At 70.9% G+C, this 17,731-nt stretch carries 18 protein-coding genes; 9 read left to right on the top strand and 9 right to left on the bottom strand.

Features of this window, described 5'->3' with window-relative positions; translation table 11 throughout:
• Positions 1-125: 125 nt before the first annotated feature.
• Both AC3X7R_RS10100 and AC3X7R_RS10105 read right to left on the bottom strand, forming a co-directional pair.
• Entirely contained in the window at positions 126-1,211 is a 1,086-nt protein-coding gene (locus AC3X7R_RS10100; RefSeq protein WP_489965508.1) for an inositol-3-phosphate synthase, read from the bottom strand.
• 63 nt (positions 1,212-1,274) lie between these two features.
• Entirely contained in the window at positions 1,275-1,856 is a 582-nt protein-coding gene (locus AC3X7R_RS10105) for a PadR family transcriptional regulator (protein ID WP_489965509.1), read from the bottom strand.
• Between the two features lie 116 nt (positions 1,857-1,972).
• Here AC3X7R_RS10105 and AC3X7R_RS10110 point away from each other — a divergent pair, with 116 nt between their 5' ends.
• Together AC3X7R_RS10110 and AC3X7R_RS10115 are read left to right on the top strand one after the other, a co-directional pair.
• A complete protein-coding gene (locus tag AC3X7R_RS10110) occupies positions 1,973-4,243 on the top strand; it encodes a transglycosylase domain-containing protein (RefSeq protein WP_489965510.1) in 2,271 nt (756 codons plus the stop codon).
• Positions 4,244-4,259: 16 nt separating this feature from the next.
• Positions 4,260-5,783 (top strand): glycosyltransferase family 87 protein, encoded by a 1,524-nt coding sequence (locus tag AC3X7R_RS10115; RefSeq protein WP_489965511.1) that lies wholly within the window; start codon positions 4,260-4,262, stop codon positions 5,781-5,783.
• On the opposite strand, the gene AC3X7R_RS10120 is transcribed toward AC3X7R_RS10115, so the two are convergent.
• From AC3X7R_RS10120 to AC3X7R_RS10135, 4 genes are all read right to left on the bottom strand, one after another.
• Positions 5,744-6,835: an alanine racemase gene (locus tag AC3X7R_RS10120; protein WP_489965512.1), complete on the bottom strand. Its 1,092-nt coding sequence runs from the start codon at positions 6,833-6,835 to the stop codon at positions 5,744-5,746. The two genes, AC3X7R_RS10115 and AC3X7R_RS10120, sit on opposite strands and share 40 nt — an antisense overlap.
• Positions 6,832-8,028, bottom strand: a complete 1,197-nt coding sequence (locus AC3X7R_RS10125; protein ID WP_489965513.1) for a lipid II:glycine glycyltransferase FemX — start codon at positions 8,026-8,028, stop codon at positions 6,832-6,834. Before AC3X7R_RS10125 ends, AC3X7R_RS10120 begins: the two co-directional genes overlap by 4 nt.
• Before the next feature lie 65 nt (positions 8,029-8,093).
• A complete protein-coding gene (locus tag AC3X7R_RS10130; RefSeq protein ID WP_489965514.1) occupies positions 8,094-8,933 on the bottom strand; it encodes a deoxyribonuclease IV in 840 nt (279 codons plus the stop codon).
• 25 nt (positions 8,934-8,958) lie between these two features.
• A complete protein-coding gene (locus AC3X7R_RS10135) occupies positions 8,959-9,933 on the bottom strand; it encodes a serine/threonine-protein kinase (RefSeq protein WP_489965515.1) in 975 nt (324 codons plus the stop codon).
• A gap of 263 nt (positions 9,934-10,196) precedes the next feature.
• Between AC3X7R_RS10135 and rpsF the strand changes: the two genes are divergently transcribed.
• The 4 genes from rpsF to rplI all read left to right on the top strand — a co-directional run bounded on the left by rpsF (position 10,197) and on the right by rplI (position 11,961).
• Entirely contained in the window at positions 10,197-10,487 is a 291-nt protein-coding gene (gene rpsF / locus AC3X7R_RS10140; protein ID WP_489965516.1) for a 30S ribosomal protein S6, read from the top strand.
• 115 nt (positions 10,488-10,602) lie between these two features.
• On the top strand, positions 10,603-11,193 hold the full coding sequence (locus AC3X7R_RS10145; protein WP_489965517.1) for a single-stranded DNA-binding protein: 591 nt from the start codon (positions 10,603-10,605) through the stop codon (positions 11,191-11,193).
• 70 nt (positions 11,194-11,263) lie between these two features.
• On the top strand, positions 11,264-11,500 hold the full coding sequence (gene rpsR / locus AC3X7R_RS10150; protein ID WP_101525917.1) for a 30S ribosomal protein S18: 237 nt from the start codon (positions 11,264-11,266) through the stop codon (positions 11,498-11,500).
• A gap of 14 nt (positions 11,501-11,514) precedes the next feature.
• The gene (gene rplI, locus AC3X7R_RS10155; RefSeq protein ID WP_489965518.1) at positions 11,515-11,961 is read left to right on the top strand and encodes a 50S ribosomal protein L9; all 447 of its coding nucleotides are present in this window, start codon (positions 11,515-11,517) and stop codon (positions 11,959-11,961) included.
• A 75-nt stretch (positions 11,962-12,036) separates the two neighbouring features.
• Here rplI and AC3X7R_RS10160 read toward each other — a convergent pair whose 3' ends face one another.
• On the bottom strand, positions 12,037-13,368 hold the full coding sequence (locus tag AC3X7R_RS10160; protein WP_489965519.1) for an MATE family efflux transporter: 1,332 nt from the start codon (positions 13,366-13,368) through the stop codon (positions 12,037-12,039).
• A 448-nt stretch (positions 13,369-13,816) separates the two neighbouring features.
• Here AC3X7R_RS10160 and dnaB point away from each other — a divergent pair, with 448 nt between their 5' ends.
• On the top strand, positions 13,817-15,244 hold the full coding sequence (dnaB, locus tag AC3X7R_RS10165) for a replicative DNA helicase (protein ID WP_489965520.1): 1,428 nt from the start codon (positions 13,817-13,819) through the stop codon (positions 15,242-15,244).
• 237 nt (positions 15,245-15,481) lie between these two features.
• Here dnaB and AC3X7R_RS10170 read toward each other — a convergent pair whose 3' ends face one another.
• Positions 15,482-16,036, bottom strand: a complete 555-nt coding sequence (locus AC3X7R_RS10170) for a chloramphenicol phosphotransferase CPT family protein (protein ID WP_489965521.1) — start codon at positions 16,034-16,036, stop codon at positions 15,482-15,484.
• Between the two features lie 187 nt (positions 16,037-16,223).
• Between AC3X7R_RS10170 and AC3X7R_RS10175 the strand changes: the two genes are divergently transcribed.
• Positions 16,224-16,868, top strand: a complete 645-nt coding sequence (locus tag AC3X7R_RS10175; protein ID WP_489965522.1) for an NADPH-dependent F420 reductase — start codon at positions 16,224-16,226, stop codon at positions 16,866-16,868.
• On the opposite strand, the gene AC3X7R_RS10180 is transcribed toward AC3X7R_RS10175, so the two are convergent.
• On the bottom strand, positions 16,865-17,068 hold the full coding sequence (locus AC3X7R_RS10180) for a hypothetical protein (protein WP_489965523.1): 204 nt from the start codon (positions 17,066-17,068) through the stop codon (positions 16,865-16,867). The genes AC3X7R_RS10175 and AC3X7R_RS10180 overlap by 4 nt on opposite strands.
• Positions 17,069-17,196: 128 nt before the next feature.
• Between AC3X7R_RS10180 and AC3X7R_RS10185 the strand changes: the two genes are divergently transcribed.
• Complete coding sequence (locus AC3X7R_RS10185; RefSeq protein ID WP_489965524.1) at positions 17,197-17,577, top strand: hypothetical protein; 381 nt, start codon at positions 17,197-17,199, stop codon at positions 17,575-17,577.
• The last annotated feature ends 154 nt before the right edge of the window (positions 17,578-17,731 follow it).

A 17,731-nucleotide genomic window follows, 5' to 3' on the forward strand; every position in this document is an offset into this window, starting at 1 on the left:
CATCACCCGCGGTCGCTCGCGCGACCACCGGCGATGACGTCCCACGTCGGAGGGCGCCGCCAGAACGACGAGGACCCGCCAACCCCCAGGGGGCTGACGGGTCCTCGTCGCAACGTCGGGCTAGGTCACTCGCCGCGGATGAACGCCTCGAGCTGGGTGCGACCCTCCTCGTCGGGGATCTGCACCGGCGGGGACTTCATCAGGTAGGCCGAGGCCGGGATGATCGGGCCGCCGATGCCGCGGTCCTTGGCGATCTTGGCCGCGCGGACGGCGTCGATGATGATGCCGGCCGAGTTCGGGGAGTCCCAGACCTCGAGCTTGTACTCCAGGTTGAGCGGGACGTCGCCGAACGCGCGACCCTCGAGGCGCACGTAGGCCCACTTGCGGTCGTCGAGCCACGCGACGTAGTCCGACGGGCCGATGTGGACGTTGCGGTCGTCCGCGCCCACGTTGCTCAGCGAGCCGTGCAGGTTGGAGGTGACCGCCTGGGTCTTGGAGACCTTCTTGGACTCCAGGCGCTCGCGCTCGAGCATGTTCTTGAAGTCCATGTTGCCGCCGACGTTGAGCTGGTAGGTGCGGTCCAGCGCCACGCCACGGTCCTCGAAGAGCTTCGCCATCACCCGGTGGGTGATGGTGGCGCCCACCTGGGACTTGATGTCGTCGCCCACGATCGGGACGCCGGCGTCCTCGAACTTCTTGGCCCACACGGGGTCCGAGGCGATGAAGACCGGGAGCGCGTTGACGAACGCCACGCCCGCGTCGATCGCGCACTGGGCGTAGAACTTGTCCGCCTCCTCCGAGCCCACGGGGAGGTAGGAGACCAGGACGTCGACCTCGGCGTCCTTGAGCACCTGCACCACGTCGACCGGCGCGGCGCTCGACTCCTCGATGGTCAGGCGGTAGTACTTGCCCAGACCGTCCATCGTCGGGCCGCGCTGCACCTCGACACCGAGGGTGGGGACGTCGGCGATCTTGATCGTGTTGTTCTCGGAGGCGTTGATGGCCTCGGAGAGGTCCTTGCCGACCTTCTTGTCGTCGACGTCGAAGGCGGCGACGAACTCCACGTCCTTGACGTGGTAGTCACCGAAGACGACGTGCATCAGGCCGGGGACCGTCCCGTCGGGGTCGGCGTCCTTGTAGTACTCCACGCCCTGGACCAGTGACGTGGCGCAGTTGCCCACGCCGACGATTGCTACACGTACCGAACCCATGGGCTCTCCTCATTTCTTGATGCGAAATCGTGCGTTCTCGCGATGTTCGTGACGGACTGGCACTCAGTCCGGGATGACGGGCTCGGTGACCGGGCCAGCCTTGGAGTGACCGTCCCGCTCGGCCTTGATCAGGTCGGACAGCCAACGGACCTCACGCTCGACCGACTCGACGCCGTGGCGCTGGAGCTCCGCGGCATATCGGTCGACCTCCTTCTGGGTGCGGGCCAGATCGGTCTGCACCCTCTCCAGCCGCTCCTGGAGCCTGGTACGACGTCCTTCGAGGACGCGCAGCCGGATCTCCATGTCGGTGGAGGAGAAGAAGGCGAAGCGGATGTCGAAGTTGTCGTCCTCCCACGCGGCGGGGCCGACCTCCGACATCAGGCGCTCGAACTCCGCGTGTCCGGCCTCGGTGACCCGGTAGACGATGCGTGGGCGGCGGGTGACCGGCGCGGGAACCGTGTCGACCTCCTCGATGAGCGAGGCGCGCAGCATCTTCTTCAGGGCTGGGTAGAGCGAGCCGTAGGAGAGGACGCGGCTCCACCCGAGCATCAGGTTGAGCCGCTTGCGGAGCTCGTAGCCGTGCATGGGTCCTTCGTGCAGCAGTCCGAGGACTGCTAGCTCGATGGTCTCTCCACGACGTGCCACGCGACCTATCGTAGCGATATATCCGTCACAACTGAACACCGTGTCCCCGCCTGGGCCTCCGGCCACCCCGCCGCGACGAATCCGGAGATGCCGTGCTTCCCTTTAGTCTTGCCCGCGTGAGTCAGACCCGTAGGAAGCCCGGGCCCGCCGTCAAGAAGAGGCCGGCCAAGAAGAAGCTGACCCGGAAGCAGTGGGCCAAGAGGGCCGCGCTCGGTGTCGGGCTGCTGGCCCTGGTCGTAGCCCTGCTCGGCGTCGGCACCTTCGTCGTGGCCTACCAGACGATCGACGTCCCGGACGCCAACGAGGAGTTCGAGACCCAGACCTCCTTCGTCTACTACGCCGACGGCGAGAGCGAGGTCGGGCAGTACGCCCGCCAGAACCGGGTCTCCATCCCGCTCGACGACGTGCCCGAGCGGATGCAGAACGCCGTCGTCTCGGCGGAGAACAAGAACTTCTGGAAGGACAGCGGCATCGACCCCAAGGGGATCGTGCGGGCCGCGTTCTCCAACGCCGCGGCCGGCGAGACCACCCAGGGCGGCTCCACCATCACCCAGCAGTACGTGAAGATCCTCTACCTGACCAGCGAGCGCAAGCTCTCGCGCAAGGTCAAGGAGGCGATCCTCTCGCTCAAGATCCAGCGCGAGATGAGCAAGCAGGAGATCCTCGAGGGCTACCTCAACACCATCTACTTCGGCCGCGGCGCCTACGGCGTCCAGGCCGCCTCGGAGGCCTACTTCAACAAGGGCGCCAAGCGGCTCAAGCTGCGCGAGGCGGCCTTCCTGGCCAGCGTGATCAACAACCCCTCCGCCTACGACCCGGCCAACGGCGACGAGGCCCGCGAGTCGGTGACCGCCCGCTACCGCTACACCCTCGGGCGGATGGCGGCCGACGGCCACATCAGCGAGGAGAAGGCGGAGACGGCCATGAAGCGGCTGCCCAAGTTCCCCAAGCAGGAGGCCCAGAGCGCCTACGGCGGCCAGAAGGGCCACATGCTCAAGCTGGTCCGCGACGAGCTGCTGCGGCTCGGCTACACCGAGTCCGAGATCGACGGCGGCGGCCTGCGGGTCACCACCACCTTCGACCCGCAGATGATGAGCGACCTCCAGGAGGCGGTGATCGAGGAGCGGCCCGAGGGGTTCGGCGACAAGGAGCTGCACGTCGGCGCGGCCACGGTGGAGCCCGGCACCGGCGCGCTGAAGGCGTTCTACGGCGGGCAGGACTACCTGGACTCCCAGATCAACTGGGCCGCCACCGGCGGCATGGCCGGCTCCACCATGAAGGCCTTCACGATCGCCACCGCCATCAAGGAGGGCTTCTCCCTCAACGACCGGTTCGACGGGAACTCCCCCTTCACCTTCCCCGACGGTCTGGAGGTCTACAACGCCGGTGAGGGCGCGACCGACCTCGGCTCCTCGATCTCGATGGTCACCGCCGCCGAGAACTCCACCAATACCGCGTTCGTCGACATGAGCGCCGCGATGGACAACGGGCCGCGCAAGATCCACGACCTCGCGGTCGCCGCCGGCCTGCCCCCGCAGGAGTCCCAGGAGAAGTTCCCCGGCATCCCGTCGCGCACCGTCGACCTGCTCCCCGACGACGCCCTGATCACCCTGGGCAAGGCCCGGGTCAGCCCGATCAACATGGCCAACGCGTACGCGACCTTCGCCAACGACGGCGAGCGCGCCAACGTGCACGTCGTGCAGAAGGTCGTGGAGGCCGACGGGGAGACCACCTACGCCCGCAAGGACTCCACCCGCCGGGTCGTCGAGGAGGACGTCAACGCCGACACGGTCTACGCGCTCGAGGAGGTCGTCAACGATGGCTCGGGTAGCGCCGCCCAGGGCGTCGGCCGCCCCGCCGCCGGCAAGACCGGCACCGCGACCAACGACAAGGACCAGGTCTCCTCGTCGTGGTTCGTCGGCTTCACCCCCCAGCTCTCCACCGCCGTGATGTACGTCCGGGGCGACGGCGACGACCAGCTCGATGACTGGCTGCCCTCTTTCTACGGCGGCACCTATCCAGCGCAGACCTGGAGTGCCATCATGGAGCGGCTCAGCGAGGGCATGGAGGTCGAGGACTTCCCGGACCCGGTCTTCCTCGACGGTGACGCACCCTCCGAGGGCCACGAGTACGTCCCGCCGCCGGCGCCCGCACCCAAGCCTCCGGCGGCACCGCCCAAGGTGAAGCCCAGCAAGAGCCCCAAGCCGACCGAGGAGCCGACTCCGACCGAGGAGCCGACCCCGACGCCGGCACCACCGCCGCCGCCGGAGACCCCGGCACCGCCGCCCCCGCCGGAGACCCCGGCACCACCGCCCCCGCCGCCGGAGACCCCGGCACCGCCGCCCCCCACCGTGCCGGTGCCCGTGCCGACACCGACCCAGCCCTGAGGGGCTAGGAGCAGCAATGACGCGACGGCCCGGCTCCCAGGAGCCCGGGTGGGTTCACCCCACCCAGGACGACCCCACGGTGACAGCGCTCTCCGAGGTGGTCGGCGGGCCGGTGGGCAGTCGGGCCGGGTCGCACCCGTGGTGGACCCCGGTGCGGGTGCTCCTGGTGCTCACCGCCCTCTGCTTCAGCCTGGGCATGGTCAGCAAGACCCCGTGCGCGGCGACGGAGTGGCAGAACGAGCAGATCCGCTACGACGCGATGTGCTACTCCGACATGCCCTACCTCTACACCGGGCGCGGCTTCCTGGAGCGGCACTGGCCCTACTCCGACGACGCGGAGGTGCGGGCCACCTACCAGACGATGGAGTACCCCGTCGGCATCTCGTACTGGGCCTGGGGCACCAGCTACGTGACCTGGTGGCTCAGCGGCTCGCCGGCCAGCGACGACCCCGAGCGCGACATCCCGGCCGAGAGCACGCTCTACGTGGCGGTCAACGCGGTCGGCTTCCTGATCGTCGCGCTGCTGAGCACCTGGCTGCTGGCCGGCGTCAACCGCGGCCGGGACCTCGCGGGACGGATCCGGACCCGCCCGTGGGACGCCGCCGGCTTCGCCCTCGCCCCCGCCCTGGCCATCACCGGCCTGGTCAACTGGGACCTGCTCGCCATCGGCTTCGTCGCCGGGGCGCTCTGGGCGTGGTCACGCGGCCGCCCGGTCCTCACCGGGGTGATGATCGGGCTCGGCACCGCCACCAAGCTCTACCCGCTCTTCCTGCTGGGCGGGGTGCTGGTGCTCTGCCTCAAGCGGCGGCGCTGGGCCGACCTCGTCTCCGCCGTCAGCGCGACCTTCCTCGCGTGGGGCCTGGCCAACCTGCCCGCCTGGCTGACCGGGCCGCAGGACTGGGAGGTCTTCTGGAGCTTCAACAGCGAGCGGGGCGCCGACCTCGGCTCGCTCTGGCTGCTGTGGCAGCAGTACAGCGGTGAGATGGTCTCGCTCGAGCTGATCAACCGGGCGTCCTGGCTCTTCTTCGTCGCCTGGTGCGTGGCGGTGCTCGTGGTCGGGCTGGTCGCCCCCAAGCCGGCGAGGCTGGCCCAGCTGGGCTTCCTGATCGTGGCCGGCTTCCTGCTGGTCAACAAGGTCTACTCGCCGCAGTACGTGCTCTGGCTGCTGCCGCTGGCGGTGCTGGCCCGGCCCCGGTGGCGTGACCTGCTCATCTGGCAGGCCGCCGAGCTCCTCTACTTCGCCTCCGTCTGGTGGTACCTCGGCGACCACCTCGCCTCCGGCTCCGGTGGCCAGCCGGTGCCCTACTGGGCGGCCATCGTGCTGCGGGTCGCCGCCGAGCTCTACCTCGTCGTCCTGGTCACCCGCGACGTGCTGCGCCCCGAGCACGACCCGGTCGACCGCGACCTCGACGAGCCGGGACCGCCGCCGCCCGGCGGGCGCGCCGACACCGAGCCCGAGGAGGGCGACGAGGACCACGACGGCGCCGCGGCGACCGAGGGTCAGACGACCTCGACCCGGTCGAACGAGGTGGCGGTGTAGCGGACCCGGACGTCGATCCGGTCCCCGACCTGCGGCACCCGCGTGCCGGAGGGCAGGAAGAGCATCGAGGCCTGCATGTGCGGCGGCTCGGCGAAGAGGCGCTGCTTGCCGTCGATCGAGTAGGGGGAGCGCACGAAGCCGACCGCGTCGAGGCCGCCCCGGGCCAGGGTGGCGGCGCGCGCCTTGATCGACTGGTCCCCGGTGGGGGCCTCCAGGCCGATGCCGTGGGCGGTGCCCCCGCTGACCACCAGCAGGTGCCCCGACTTCGGTGCCGTGCGCGAGCGGTAGCCGAAGACGTCGCCGCGCTCCACCGGGTGCACGTCGAGCACCGTCGCGGTGACCCGCAGCGCGTCGCGGGCGCCGAGCCACAGGTCGGTGCCGATCCGCGGACGGATCGAGAAGTCGGCGTACGACGCCCGGAGCCGGGCCAGCTCGTCGGGGACGAGGTGGCTGACCCACAGGGTGCGCGTCGGCAGCCCCGCGGCGACCACGTCGGTGATCAGTCGGTGGACCTGGCTCAGGTGCGAGCCCTGGGCGAGCGGCAGGTGCATGGCCACCCCCTCGAGGCGGCCGCGCGCGGTGAGGTCCCCGAGGTCGCGGAGCTGGCGCCCGGTCATGCCGTGGCGCAGCATCGAGGTCACCAGCTCGAGCACGTAGCGGGCGTCCGGCTGCCGCTCGAGCAGCGCGGGCAGGTCCTCGGGGCGGCTGACGGTGTGGACCACCCGGCCGGCCAGGGCGGGGTCCAGATCCAGCGCGGGGCCGAAGGGGCGCCACGGGGTGAGGACCAGCAGGTCGCCGGAGAAGCGGCTGGCCACCTCGCCGAGCTCGTCGTAGGTGCCGACGGCGAGCACGTCGCCGACCCGCTGGCCGACGGGCAGGTCGGCCGGCTGGTCGAACTGGTCGGCGAGCCACTGGGTGCGCCGGGCCAGCCGGCCCAGTCCGAAGCCGTACCCGTTGCCCTTGGCGACCGGGACGATCCCGGGGGTCCGCTCGGCGACGCCGCGCAGGTGCTCGCGCCAGCGCTCGCCGTCGACAGTGAGGGTGAGGCTCATCCGCGCCTCCTCATGTAGAGGGCGAACGCCTGGTAGAGCGGGCGGTTGAGCGGCAGGTCCCACTCCCCGGCGTACTCCACGGCCTCGCCGCCGGTGCCGACCTTGAACTGGATGAGTCCCACGTGCGGGTCGTCGGCGTCCAGGGTGTCGGTGATGCCGCGCATGTCGTAGACGTCGGCGCCCGCCGCCAGCGCCTGCCGGATCATCGCCCACTGCACGGCGTTGGAGCCGCGCACCTCGCGCTTCTCGGTGGAGGAGGCACCGTAGGAGTACCAGGCGTGGGCGCCGACCCGGATCGAGATGGTGGCCGCCACCAGGTCGCCCTCGTGCCGGGCCAGGTGCAGGACGATCCGGTCCGGCTCCTCGGCGGAGAGGGCGTCGAACATGGTGCGGAAGTAGGAGAGCGGCCGCGGCGTGAAGCGGTCGCGCTCGGCGGTGTGCACGTAGAGCGTGTGGAACGCCTCCAGCTCGGTGCCCAGCTCGGTGGCGGAGCCGCTCGAGGAGACGACCTCGACGCCGGCCTTCTCGGCCTTCTTGATGTTGCGGCGCCAGAGCTGGTTCATCCCCTTGAGCACCTCCTCCTCGGTGCGCGGGCGGCCGTCGGCGACCAGCGGGAGGTGGAAGTTGTACTGCGGCTGCCCGGCGGCGAAGCCGCCCTCGACCGACTGGGGGAGCCAGCCGAGCTCGTGCAGCTGGGAGACCACCCGGGCGCCGGCCTGGCTCCGCTCCAGCGGGACCAGGTCGTCGAGGCGGCGCACCGCCTCGTCGGCGATGCCCGCCTTGAGGCTGGCCGCCGACCAGCGGCGCGTCACCACCGGCGGGCCCATCCGCACCCCGAAGGCGCCCTGGCCGCGCAGGTGCGCGGTCAGCGGGGTGAGCCAGCGGGCCAGGTCCTGGTCGTGCCAGTCGATCACCGGGCCCTCGGGCAGGTAGGCGAGGTAGCGCTTGACCTTGGGCAGCTGCCGGTAGAGGACCAGGGCGGCTCCCACCATCTGCTCGCCGTCGGCCCCGGCGGCGAACCAGCCGAGCGACTCGTGACGCCACTCGCCCTTCACCGACCCCCAGGCCGGCGTCTGCAGGAAGGAGGCCGACCGACGGGTGCGGAGGAAGTCGAGGTGCTGGGCGGCGGTGACCACCCGCAGGTCCAGCGGGGTCGCGGGGACGGCGGCTGGTCCGGGGGTCTGGTCAGGCACGCGTCGAGGCTACCCGCGCCGCTGCCCGGGGCCGAGGAGGGACCGGGGCGAGGCCCCGGGCGGCCTCAGAGACGCTCACGGAGCCACGCGGCGTCGGCGACGTGCTGGTCGGCGCCGCCCGGCGTCTCCAGCACGACGGGCGCGCCGGCGTCGCGGACCACGGCGGCCAGCAGGTCCGGGTCGACCCGACCGGCGCCCAGGTTGGCGTGCCGGTCGGCGCCGGAGTCGAAGTCGTCGCGGCTGTCGTTGCAGTGGACCAGGTCGATGCGGCCGGTGATCGCCAGCACGTCGGCGACCACGGTCTCCAGGGCGTTCCCGCCCGCGTGGGCGTGGCAGGTGTCGAGGCAGAAGCCGACCCGGTCGGCGCCCTCGGTGCCGTCGATCGCGGCCCAGACCCCCGCGATCCGGTCGAGGTAGCGGGTCATCGCGTTGTCGCCGCCGGCGGTGTTCTCGATCAGCAGCGGCACCTTCAGGTCGCTCGCCTCGATCGCCTTGCGCCAGTTGTCGAAGCCCACCGCCGGGTCGTCGGACTTGTTGACGTGGCCGCCGTGCACGATCAGGCCCTTGGCCCCGATCTCGGCGGCGGCGTCCAGGTGCTTCTGCAGCAGCTTGCGGCTGGGGATGCGGATCCGGTTGTTGGTGGTGGCGACGTTGACGATGTACGGCGCGTGCACGTAGAGGTCGATGCCCGCGGTCTCCGCCGCCTCGCGCAGCGCCGTCGCGCCGCCCGGGTAGGCGATCTCGGGGCCCTGGTAGCCCTGGGGGTCGCCCAGGAAGAACTGCACCAGTCCCATGCCGCGGGCCTGGGCCTCACCGACCGGGTCGCGCTGGTCGACGTGGGCGCCGACGACCGGGGAGCTCCCCGGGTCGCCGGTGGTGTCAGGGCTGCTGCTCGTGCTGCTCATGGCAGCGAGTCTAGGAAGCGCGGCCTCACGCGCCGAACATCCGGGCGATCAGCAGGAGGCAGGCCACGGTGACCCCGGTGGAGACGCCGATCACCAGGAGGGGCATCAGGGCGAGCGCGACCGGGCCCAGCCCGGTGGCGACCCGCAGCGCGGCTCCGCTCCTGGTGTCGGGTGCGGGCCCGAGCCGAGGGCGTACCCAGACCCCTTCGGCCGGCGGCACGGTGAGCCGGCGCAGCACCACCAGGGCGGCCTGGGCGTCGGCGGGCCGGTGCTCGGGTGCATCCGCGAGCAGCAGCTCGAGCAGGGGGCGGAGCCGGCTCGACGGCACCGCCGCGCCCTGGACGGGCCGCCGGCCGGTCAGCAGGTGGAGGCCGAGCATGCCGACGGCGTAGAGGTCCTGACGGTGGTCGGGCGGGGCGCCGGCCGCCTGCTCGGGCGCCATGTAGCCCGCGGTGCCGACGGCCGACGGCGAGGTCGTGAGCCGCTCCCCGGCGAGGTTGACCGCGATGCCGAAGTCGGCCAGCCGGACGTGCAGGCGGCCGTCGTCGCGCGGCTCGAGGAGCAGGTTGGCGGGCTTGACGTCGCGGTGCACGATCCCCGCGGCGTGCACCGCGCCGAGCGCCAGCAGGGTCTGCTCCAGCACGCCCGCCACCAGCCCCTCCGGCAGCCGCCCGTGGTCGGCGAGCAGGTCGGCGACCGAGCCGCCGGTGACCAGGTCCATGGTGAGCAGCACCACGTCTCCCTCGGCGGCCCACCCGGTGGGCGCGACCACGTGGGGGTGGCGGAGCCGGATCGCCTGCTCGCGCATGAAGCGGGCGAGCAGCGCCCCGGAGTGGTGGCCCAGCACCTTGACCGCCACCAGGCGACCGTCGTGGAGGTCGCGGGCCCGCCAGACCGAGCCCATGCCGCCGGCGCCGATCTGGTCGAGCAGGAGGTAGCGCCCGGCGACCAGCCGGGTCGGCGCCGCCGACCCTGGCCGGGGGTGTGCGGACGGAGTCACCCCGAGGACGTTAGGCGCCGGGGCCGACGGGCCGGCCAGACCATCCACAGGGCGGGCCGCGGCCGTCCCGCAGCGGCGTCCGCGCGATTCTGCCGGCGCCGCTGCGGGCTGTTAGCCTTGGCCGGTTGTCGGTGCGCCCTCCTCAGTGGGAGACGCTCACCGCGACCGCGACCCGGTCCCGTCGGGACCGACCGTCGTGAACGCAAGCCCTCCTGCCACGGAGAGTCCGTGGCCGCCCGAGTCCAGAGGAGGTGGAGACCGCTTTGCGTGCATATGAAGTGATGGTCATCCTCGACCCCAGCCTTGAAGAGCGCACCATCGAGCCGTCGCTCGACAAGTACCTCAACGTCATCCGCAACGACGGTGGCACCGTCGAGACCGTCGACGTCTGGGGACGTCGTCGTCTCGCGTACGAGATCCAGAAGAACGCCGAGGGCATCTACGCCGTCATCTCGATCAAGGCCGAGCCGGCCACGGTCAAGGAGTTCGACCGCCAGCTCACCCTCAACGAGTCCATCCTGCGGACCAAGGTCATCAAGCCCGGCAAGCGCTGACCGTTGTGGGCCGCTCCCTTGTGGAGAGGCCCCCCGCCTGTCGGTGCCGTCGGCGACGATGACACCGGCAGACATTCGCACCACATCACCGATGGATCAATGAGGGAGTCCTGACATGGCAGGCGAGACCGTCATCACCGTGGTCGGCAACCTGGTCGACGACCCGGAGCTGCGCTTCACCCCCTCGGGGGCACCCGTGGCCAACTTCCGGATCGCGTCCACACCGCGGACCTTCGACAAGAACTCGAACGAGTGGAAGGACGGCGACGCGCTGTTCCTCTCCTGCTCGATCTGGCGTCAGGCGGCGGAGAACGTCGCCGAGTCCCTCCAGAAGGGGATGCGCGTCGTGGTGCAGGGGCGCCTCAAGTCCCGGCAGTACGAGACCCGCGAGGGTGAGAAGCGCACCGTCTTCGAGATCGACGTCGAGGAGATCGGTCCGTCCCTGAAGTACGCGACCGCCAAGGTCACGCGCACCACCCGTCAGGGTGGCGGCGGCGGTGGCTTCCAGGGCGGTGGCGGCGGCGGTGGCGGCTACTCCGGTGGTGGCTCCTCCTCCCAGGCCGACGACCCGTGGAGCACTCCGGCTCCGTCGCAGCCCGCACAGGGTGGCGGCGGGTACGGCGCCCCGCAGGGTGGCGGCCAGGGTGGCGGCCAGTCCGACCCGTGGGGTGCTCCCGGGGTCGGCTCGGACGAGCCCCCCTTCTGATCCATCCCATCCGAATACACCTCAACCATTCCGGCCTGATCGGCCGGGCTTCTAGAAAGGAAGCACCACAATGGCCAAGGCAGTGATTCGCAAGCCCAAGAAGAAGGTTTGCCAGTTCTGCAAGGAGAAGGCGACCGGTGTCGACTACAAGGACACCACGCTGCTCCGCAAGTTCATCTCCGACCGCGGCAAGATCCGCGCCCGTCGGGTGACCGGTAACTGCGTCCAGCACCAGCGCGACGTGGCCATGGCGGTCAAGAACGCCCGCGAGGTCGCTCTGCTGCCCTACACGTCCACCGGTCGCTGAAGGGAGACGGAGACATGAAGCTCATCCTGACCCAAGAGGTCGACGGCCTCGGTGCCCCCGGCGACGTGGTCGAGGTCAAGGACGGCTACGGCCGCAACTACCTCGTGCCCCGTGGCGAGGCCATCCGCTGGACCCGCGGTGGCGAGAAGACCATCGAGTCCATCAAGTCCGCCCGCGCCTCGCGCGCGGTGCGCGACCACGCCCACGCGGTGGAGCTGAAGGGCAAGCTCGAGGGCCAGTCCGTCCAGCTCAAGGTCCGTGCCGGTGAGGGCGGTCGCCTCTTCGGCGCCATCACCCCCGCCGACATCGCCGACGCCCTGTCGGCCGCCTCCGGCGAGACCGTGGACAAGCGGACGCTGGTGCTCGGCAACCCGATCAAGGCGCTCGGCAGCCACGAGGTCTCGGTCAAGCTGCAGGACGACGTCTCGGCCAAGGTGACGCTCAACGTCATCCCCGCCTGACGCGTCCGCACGCACAGGCTCCGGCCCGTTCGCCCCTCACGGGGCGGGCGGGCCGGAGTCGTCTCCGGGTCAGACCTAGGCCCTGGCCCCGGTGACCATCCAGGCGTCGCCGCGCGCCCGGTGCAGCAGCACCACGCCACGGCTGCCCATGAAGACGCTCACGAAGGCGACCCAGACCCACACCAGCCCGCCTCCCCACCAGGCGGTGAGCAGGGCGACGGGGGCGAAGGCCACCAGGGTGACGAGGCCCGCCTTCGCCAGGTAGGTGCCGTCGCCCGCCCCGATCAGCACCCCGTCGAGCACGAAGACCACGCCCGCCAGCGGTTGGCCCAGCGCCATCACCAGCAGCAGCGGGACGAGCAGGTCGCGCACGGCGGTGTCGGGGGTGAAGAGCGCCCCGAGCCACGGGCTGACCGCGGCGATGAGGACGCCGGTCACCACCCCCGACCAGAGCCCCCAGGCGATCATCCGGCGGGTGAGGCTCCGAGTGAGGTCGAGGTCGCCGGCCCCGAGGGCGCGGCCGGTGAGCGCCTGGGCGGCGATCGCGATGGCGTCCAGGACGAAGGCGAGGAAGGTCCACAGGGTCAGGGCGATCTGGTGGGTGGCGACCTCGGTGCCGTTGTCGCCGGTGACGCCCATGGCGACCGCGTAGGTGAGGACCAGCAGCGAGGCGCGCAGCGTGAGGGTGCGGATCACCAGCCCGACGGCGGCGTGGGCCGCCGCGCGGATGCCGGCGACGTCCGGGGTCAGCGGGGAGCCCTCGCGCCGGGCCGCCCGGACGACGACGGCGACCAGGAGGGCGGCGGAGCCGGCCTGGGCGAGCACCGAGCCCAGCGCGGCACCCTCGATGCCCAGGGCCGGCACCGGCCCGGTACCGAAGACCAGCAGCAGGTTGAGGACGACGTTGAGCGCATTGCCGACCACGGCCACCACGAGCGGGGTGCGGGTGTCCTGCAGCCCGCGGAGCACCCCGGTGGCGGCGAGCATGAGGAGGAGCGGGGTGGTGCCGAGCAGCGCGATCCGCAGGTACTCCTCGGCGTAGCCGCCCACCTCGGGGCTGACGCCGAAGGCGGCCACCAGCGGACCCGTGAGGACGATCCCGGCCAGGGTGGCGCCCACGCCGATCAGGACGGCGAGCCAGAGCCCGTCGATGCCTTGGGCCAGGGCGGTGCGCAGGTCGCCCGCGCCGAGGTGCCGGGCCACGCTCGCGGTGGTCCCGTAGGCCAGGAAGACGCAGAGGCCGACGATCGTCTGCAGCACCACACCGGCGATGCCGAGGCCGGCGAGCTGCTGGGTGCCGAGGTGCCCGACGATGGCGGAGTCGCTGAGCAGGTAGAGCGGCTCGGCCACCAGCGCGAAGAACGCCGGGACAGCGAGGCGGAGGATCTCGCGATCGGTGGTGCGCACCACCTGAGTGTAATGGGCAGGATCGCCCCCTGATCACTACGCGTGACGTATGTGACACCTGTGGACATCCGTGGGATATCACACCTCGTCGAGGGCCATCCCCTACTTGTCGACAAAGCAACCACGAGGTTTCACATGTCGAGCACGGTGTGAAATTTAACTTCTCCCCAACTTTTATCCACAGGCTGAGGACGACGTTTCCGCAGGTCAGACGGCGTGTCGGTGAAGTTGTGGACATGTTTTCCACACAGCACCCCCCGGGTGGTGCACAGATCTGGGGGACTCCTGCACCATGAACCCCCAGTTATGCACAGACCCTGTGGATAACGGACTGTGCGGATGCGGGCTCGGGCACGTACCGTCGCGCACGGACGCAGGAGTGTCGGAGGGTCTTCCTACCCTGATCACCACCGCGAGAACCCTTCCCCACGCCCTCCCGGAGGCCCCCTTGAGCATCGCCGAGCACGACACGGTCGGGCCGAGCGAGCCGCCGTACGACGGGTACGAGCAGTGGGGTGACGGCCCGGCGGCCTACGCGCCCGGCGAGGCGCCCCGCCGGGAGGGCGACCGGACCCCGCCCCAGGACAACGCCGCCGAGCAGAGCGTGCTGGGCTCGATGCTCCTCTCCAAGGACGCCATCGCCGACGTCTCGGAGGCGGTCCGCGGGATCGACTTCTACCGGCCGGCGCACGAGCTGATCCACGACGCGATCATCGACCTCTACGGTCGCGGCGAGCCCGCCGACCCGGTGACCGTCGCGGCCGAGCTGCACCGCCGCGGCGAGCTGCAGCGGGTGGGGGGCGCTCCCTACCTGCACACCCTGTCGGCCAACGTGCCGATCGCCGCCAACGCCGGCTACTACGCCGAGATCGTCCGGGAGAAGGCGATCCTGCGCCGTCTCGTCGCCGCCGGCACCAAGATCGTGCAGATCGGCTACGCCGGCGAGGGCCAGGTCGACGACGTGGTCGACCAGGCGCAGGCGGAGGTCTACAAGATCACCGACAAGCGGGCCAAGGAGGACTACGCGCCGCTCAGCGACATCATGAACGGCGTCCTCGACGAGATCGAGGCGATCTCCAACCGCGAGGCCGGGCTCTACGGCGTCCCGACCGGCTTCGCCGACCTCGACGAGCTGACCAACGGTCTGCACTCGGGCCAGATGATCATCGTCGCGGCCCGCCCCGCCATGGGGAAATCAACCCTGGCTCTCGACTTCTGCCGGGCGGCGTCGATCCACAACAACATGGCCTCGGTCTTCTTCAGCCTCGAGATGACGCGGTCGGAGATCGTGATGCGCCTGCTCTCGGCGGAGGCCAAGATCGCGCTCAACCACATCCGCAACGGCAACATGCAGGAAGAGGACTGGGACAAGCTCGCCAAGAAGATGGGCGAGGTCTCGGCGGCGCCGATGTACATCGACGACTCGCCCAACATGACGATGATGGAGATCCGGGCCAAGGCCCGCCGGCTCAAGCAGAAGCACGACCTGCGCCTGATCGTCATCGACTACATGCAGCTGATGAGCTCGGGCAAGAAGGTGGAGTCCCGCCAGCTCGAGGTCTCGGAGTTCTCCCGCCAGATCAAGCTGCTGGCCAAGGAGCTCGAGGTCCCGATCATCGCCCTCTCGCAGCTCAACCGTGGTCCCGAGCAGCGCGGCGACAAGAAGCCGATGATGAGCGACCTGCGTGAGTCGGGCTCGCTGGAGCAGGACGCCGACATGGTGATCCTGCTGCACCGCGAGGACGTCTACGAGAAGGAGTCGACCCGCCCCGGCGAGGCCGACCTGATCATCGCCAAGCACCGCAACGGGCCGACCCGTGACATCACGGTGGCCTTCCAGGGCCACTACTCGCGCTTCGTCGACATGGCGCACTGACACGCTCTCGTTGTCGACGAGCAGGGGGCCGGCAGTGGAGCGAGCTCAACGGCCAGTTCCTGTCGGTCGCCGAGGACCTTGCTCGACCGGTGGGGCTGACCGCCAGCCTCGTTGAGGCCGATGCATACCGGCGGACGCAGACACCCGCAGGCGTCGACGCCGCGTCGAAGCCCAGCTCCGCCGCTCGCGCGGCGATCCTCTCGAGGGTGTCTGCGGCCAGTCCCTCGGTCGGATCGATCACGTCACCGGGCCGGGGAAGAAGCGCTGGCGGACCTGCGCGGCCAGCTCGGCGCCAGTGGCCGTGGACGTGTCCAGCTCGAGGTCGTAGTCGATCCCCGAGTGGACGGCCTCGGCCTGCGCTGCGGCCATACCGGCAACCCGGTCTCCGCGTCGGAGCTCCCGCTCGGCTGCGACCGACGCCGGGGCGCGTACGCCGATCCAGGCGGTGGGAATCTCGCGCAGCGCCTCGCGCCAACGACGCTGGGCGCTCGGGCCGCTCACGAAGTTGTCTTCGATGATCACCTGCCCACCGGACTCCGCCACGGCACTCACGCCCCGCATCCACTGGTCCTCCACGGCGGCGAATGCCGGGCCCGGCGTGACGCCTCCGTCGGCGCCCACCTCCAGACCGCCGCCCGCGCGGAGCAGGCGTGGTGGGGCGGCCTCGATCAGGGTGTCCACGCCAAGCCGGAGCCAATAGCCGGCAAGCTCCTCCTGGAGAGACCTGGCGAGCGTGCTCTTGCCGGAGCTCGAGCCGCCGTTCAGCACCAGGACCCGGACCTTCCCGCTCATGTCGACAGCTCCCCACCTCAGACAGTGCAGCCCGCCATCAGGGTAGGGCTTGTTCGGCCGTGGGACAGCGAGTGGCCGAGACGATTCGCCGGGCGTCGTACACGTGGTGCCAGGCGTCGTGTGGGTGTCGTGCCGCACGATGCCATGGGCGTCGGAACAACGTGGCGGCGTAGGCCGTTCGCTCTTTATGACAACCCTCGGCTTCATCGGCAGCGGCAACATCGGCGGCACCCTGGCCAGGCTCTTCGCGGCCCAGGGGAAGGACGTCGTCGTCAGCAACTCGCGCGGGCCCGAGACGCTCGCCGACCTCGTCTCGGAGATCGGTGAGCGCGCCCGCGCCGCCACCGCCGAGGAGGCGGCCCAGGCCGGGGAGGTCGTCGTCGTGTCGGTGCCGTTCCTGGCCGTCGACCAGGTGCCGGCCGCGCCGCTGGCCGGCAAGGTCGTCATCGACACCAACAACTACTACTTCGAGCGCGACGGCCATGTCGCTGAGATCGACGCCGGCGAGACCACGCCGAGCGAGATCCTCGCCGCCCACCTGCCGCAGTCGCAGGTGGTGAAGCTCTTCAACGCCATCCAGGCCGGCCACCTCGCCACCAAGGGCGTGCCCGCCGGCACCCCCGGTCGTCGTGCCCTGCCGATGGCCGGTGACGACGCCGCGGCGAAGGCGACGGTCACCACGCTCGCCGACGAGATCGGCTACGACGTCGTGGACGTCGGCCCGCTCTCCGAGGGCTGGCGCTTCGACCGCGACCAGCCGGCGTACGGCGCGGAGGTCGACGCCGCCGGTCTCACCGAGCTGCTCGCGCAGGCCACGCGCGACTCCGTCTAGAGGACGTCGGGCTCGCTCCTCGATGCCGTCGGCTGGTGGCTCAGGTCGACGACGCAGAACAGATTCCCCTCGGGGTCGGCCAGGACGACGAAGTCGGCGTCCTCGGGGGCCAGGAACTCAGGGTGGTGCGGCTGGCTCGTGTATCCCAGGGCCCCGGACCAGAAGGCGCCCGCGCGACCTGCCTCTGACACGTTCAGCACGAGCGCCCCGATTCTCACCATGCCCGTCACCGTGGCACGACGTGTTCGGACAGGCAACGCCTGACCGGCGCTCCGGCGCGCTGTGAGGTCTGACCCACGAGGGGGCTGGCGCTGGCTAGCATCGCGGGATGCACGCCGATGCGGCTTTCCTCGCCTGCGCCCTGCTCGCGGGCCTGGGACTCTTCCAGCTCGCTCTGGTCCTCGGCGCTCCGTGGGGGCGGTTCGCCTGGGGTGGTCAGCACGACGGAGTGCTGCCGGCCCACCTGCGGGCCGGCAGCGTGGTGGCGATCCTGCTCTACGTGCTGTTCGCCCTCGTGCTCCTCGATCGCGGCGGCGTCTACGACGTCCTGCCGGACTCCGTCTCCGTCGTGGGCGCCTGGCTGCTCTTCGCCTATCTGACCGTGGGGGTGGTCATGAACGGCATCTCCCGCAGCCGCGCGGAGCGGCTGGTGATGACCCCGGTGACCCTGCTGCTGGCTCTGTGCAGCCTGGTCGTGGCGCTGCGCTGACGCCAGGAGCACCCATACAGCACCCACAGCCACGGCACCGGCCTGGACTCCGTCGTGGGAGTTCTCCTCCGGAGGATGCGTGCGGCTGCGCGTGCGACGGTCCCCGAGACGGCCAGTGCTGAGCCGGCCAGTGCTGAGCCGGCCGCTCGGGGAC

It is taken from the genome of Nocardioides sp. Z22_16 (genome assembly GCF_058134365.1).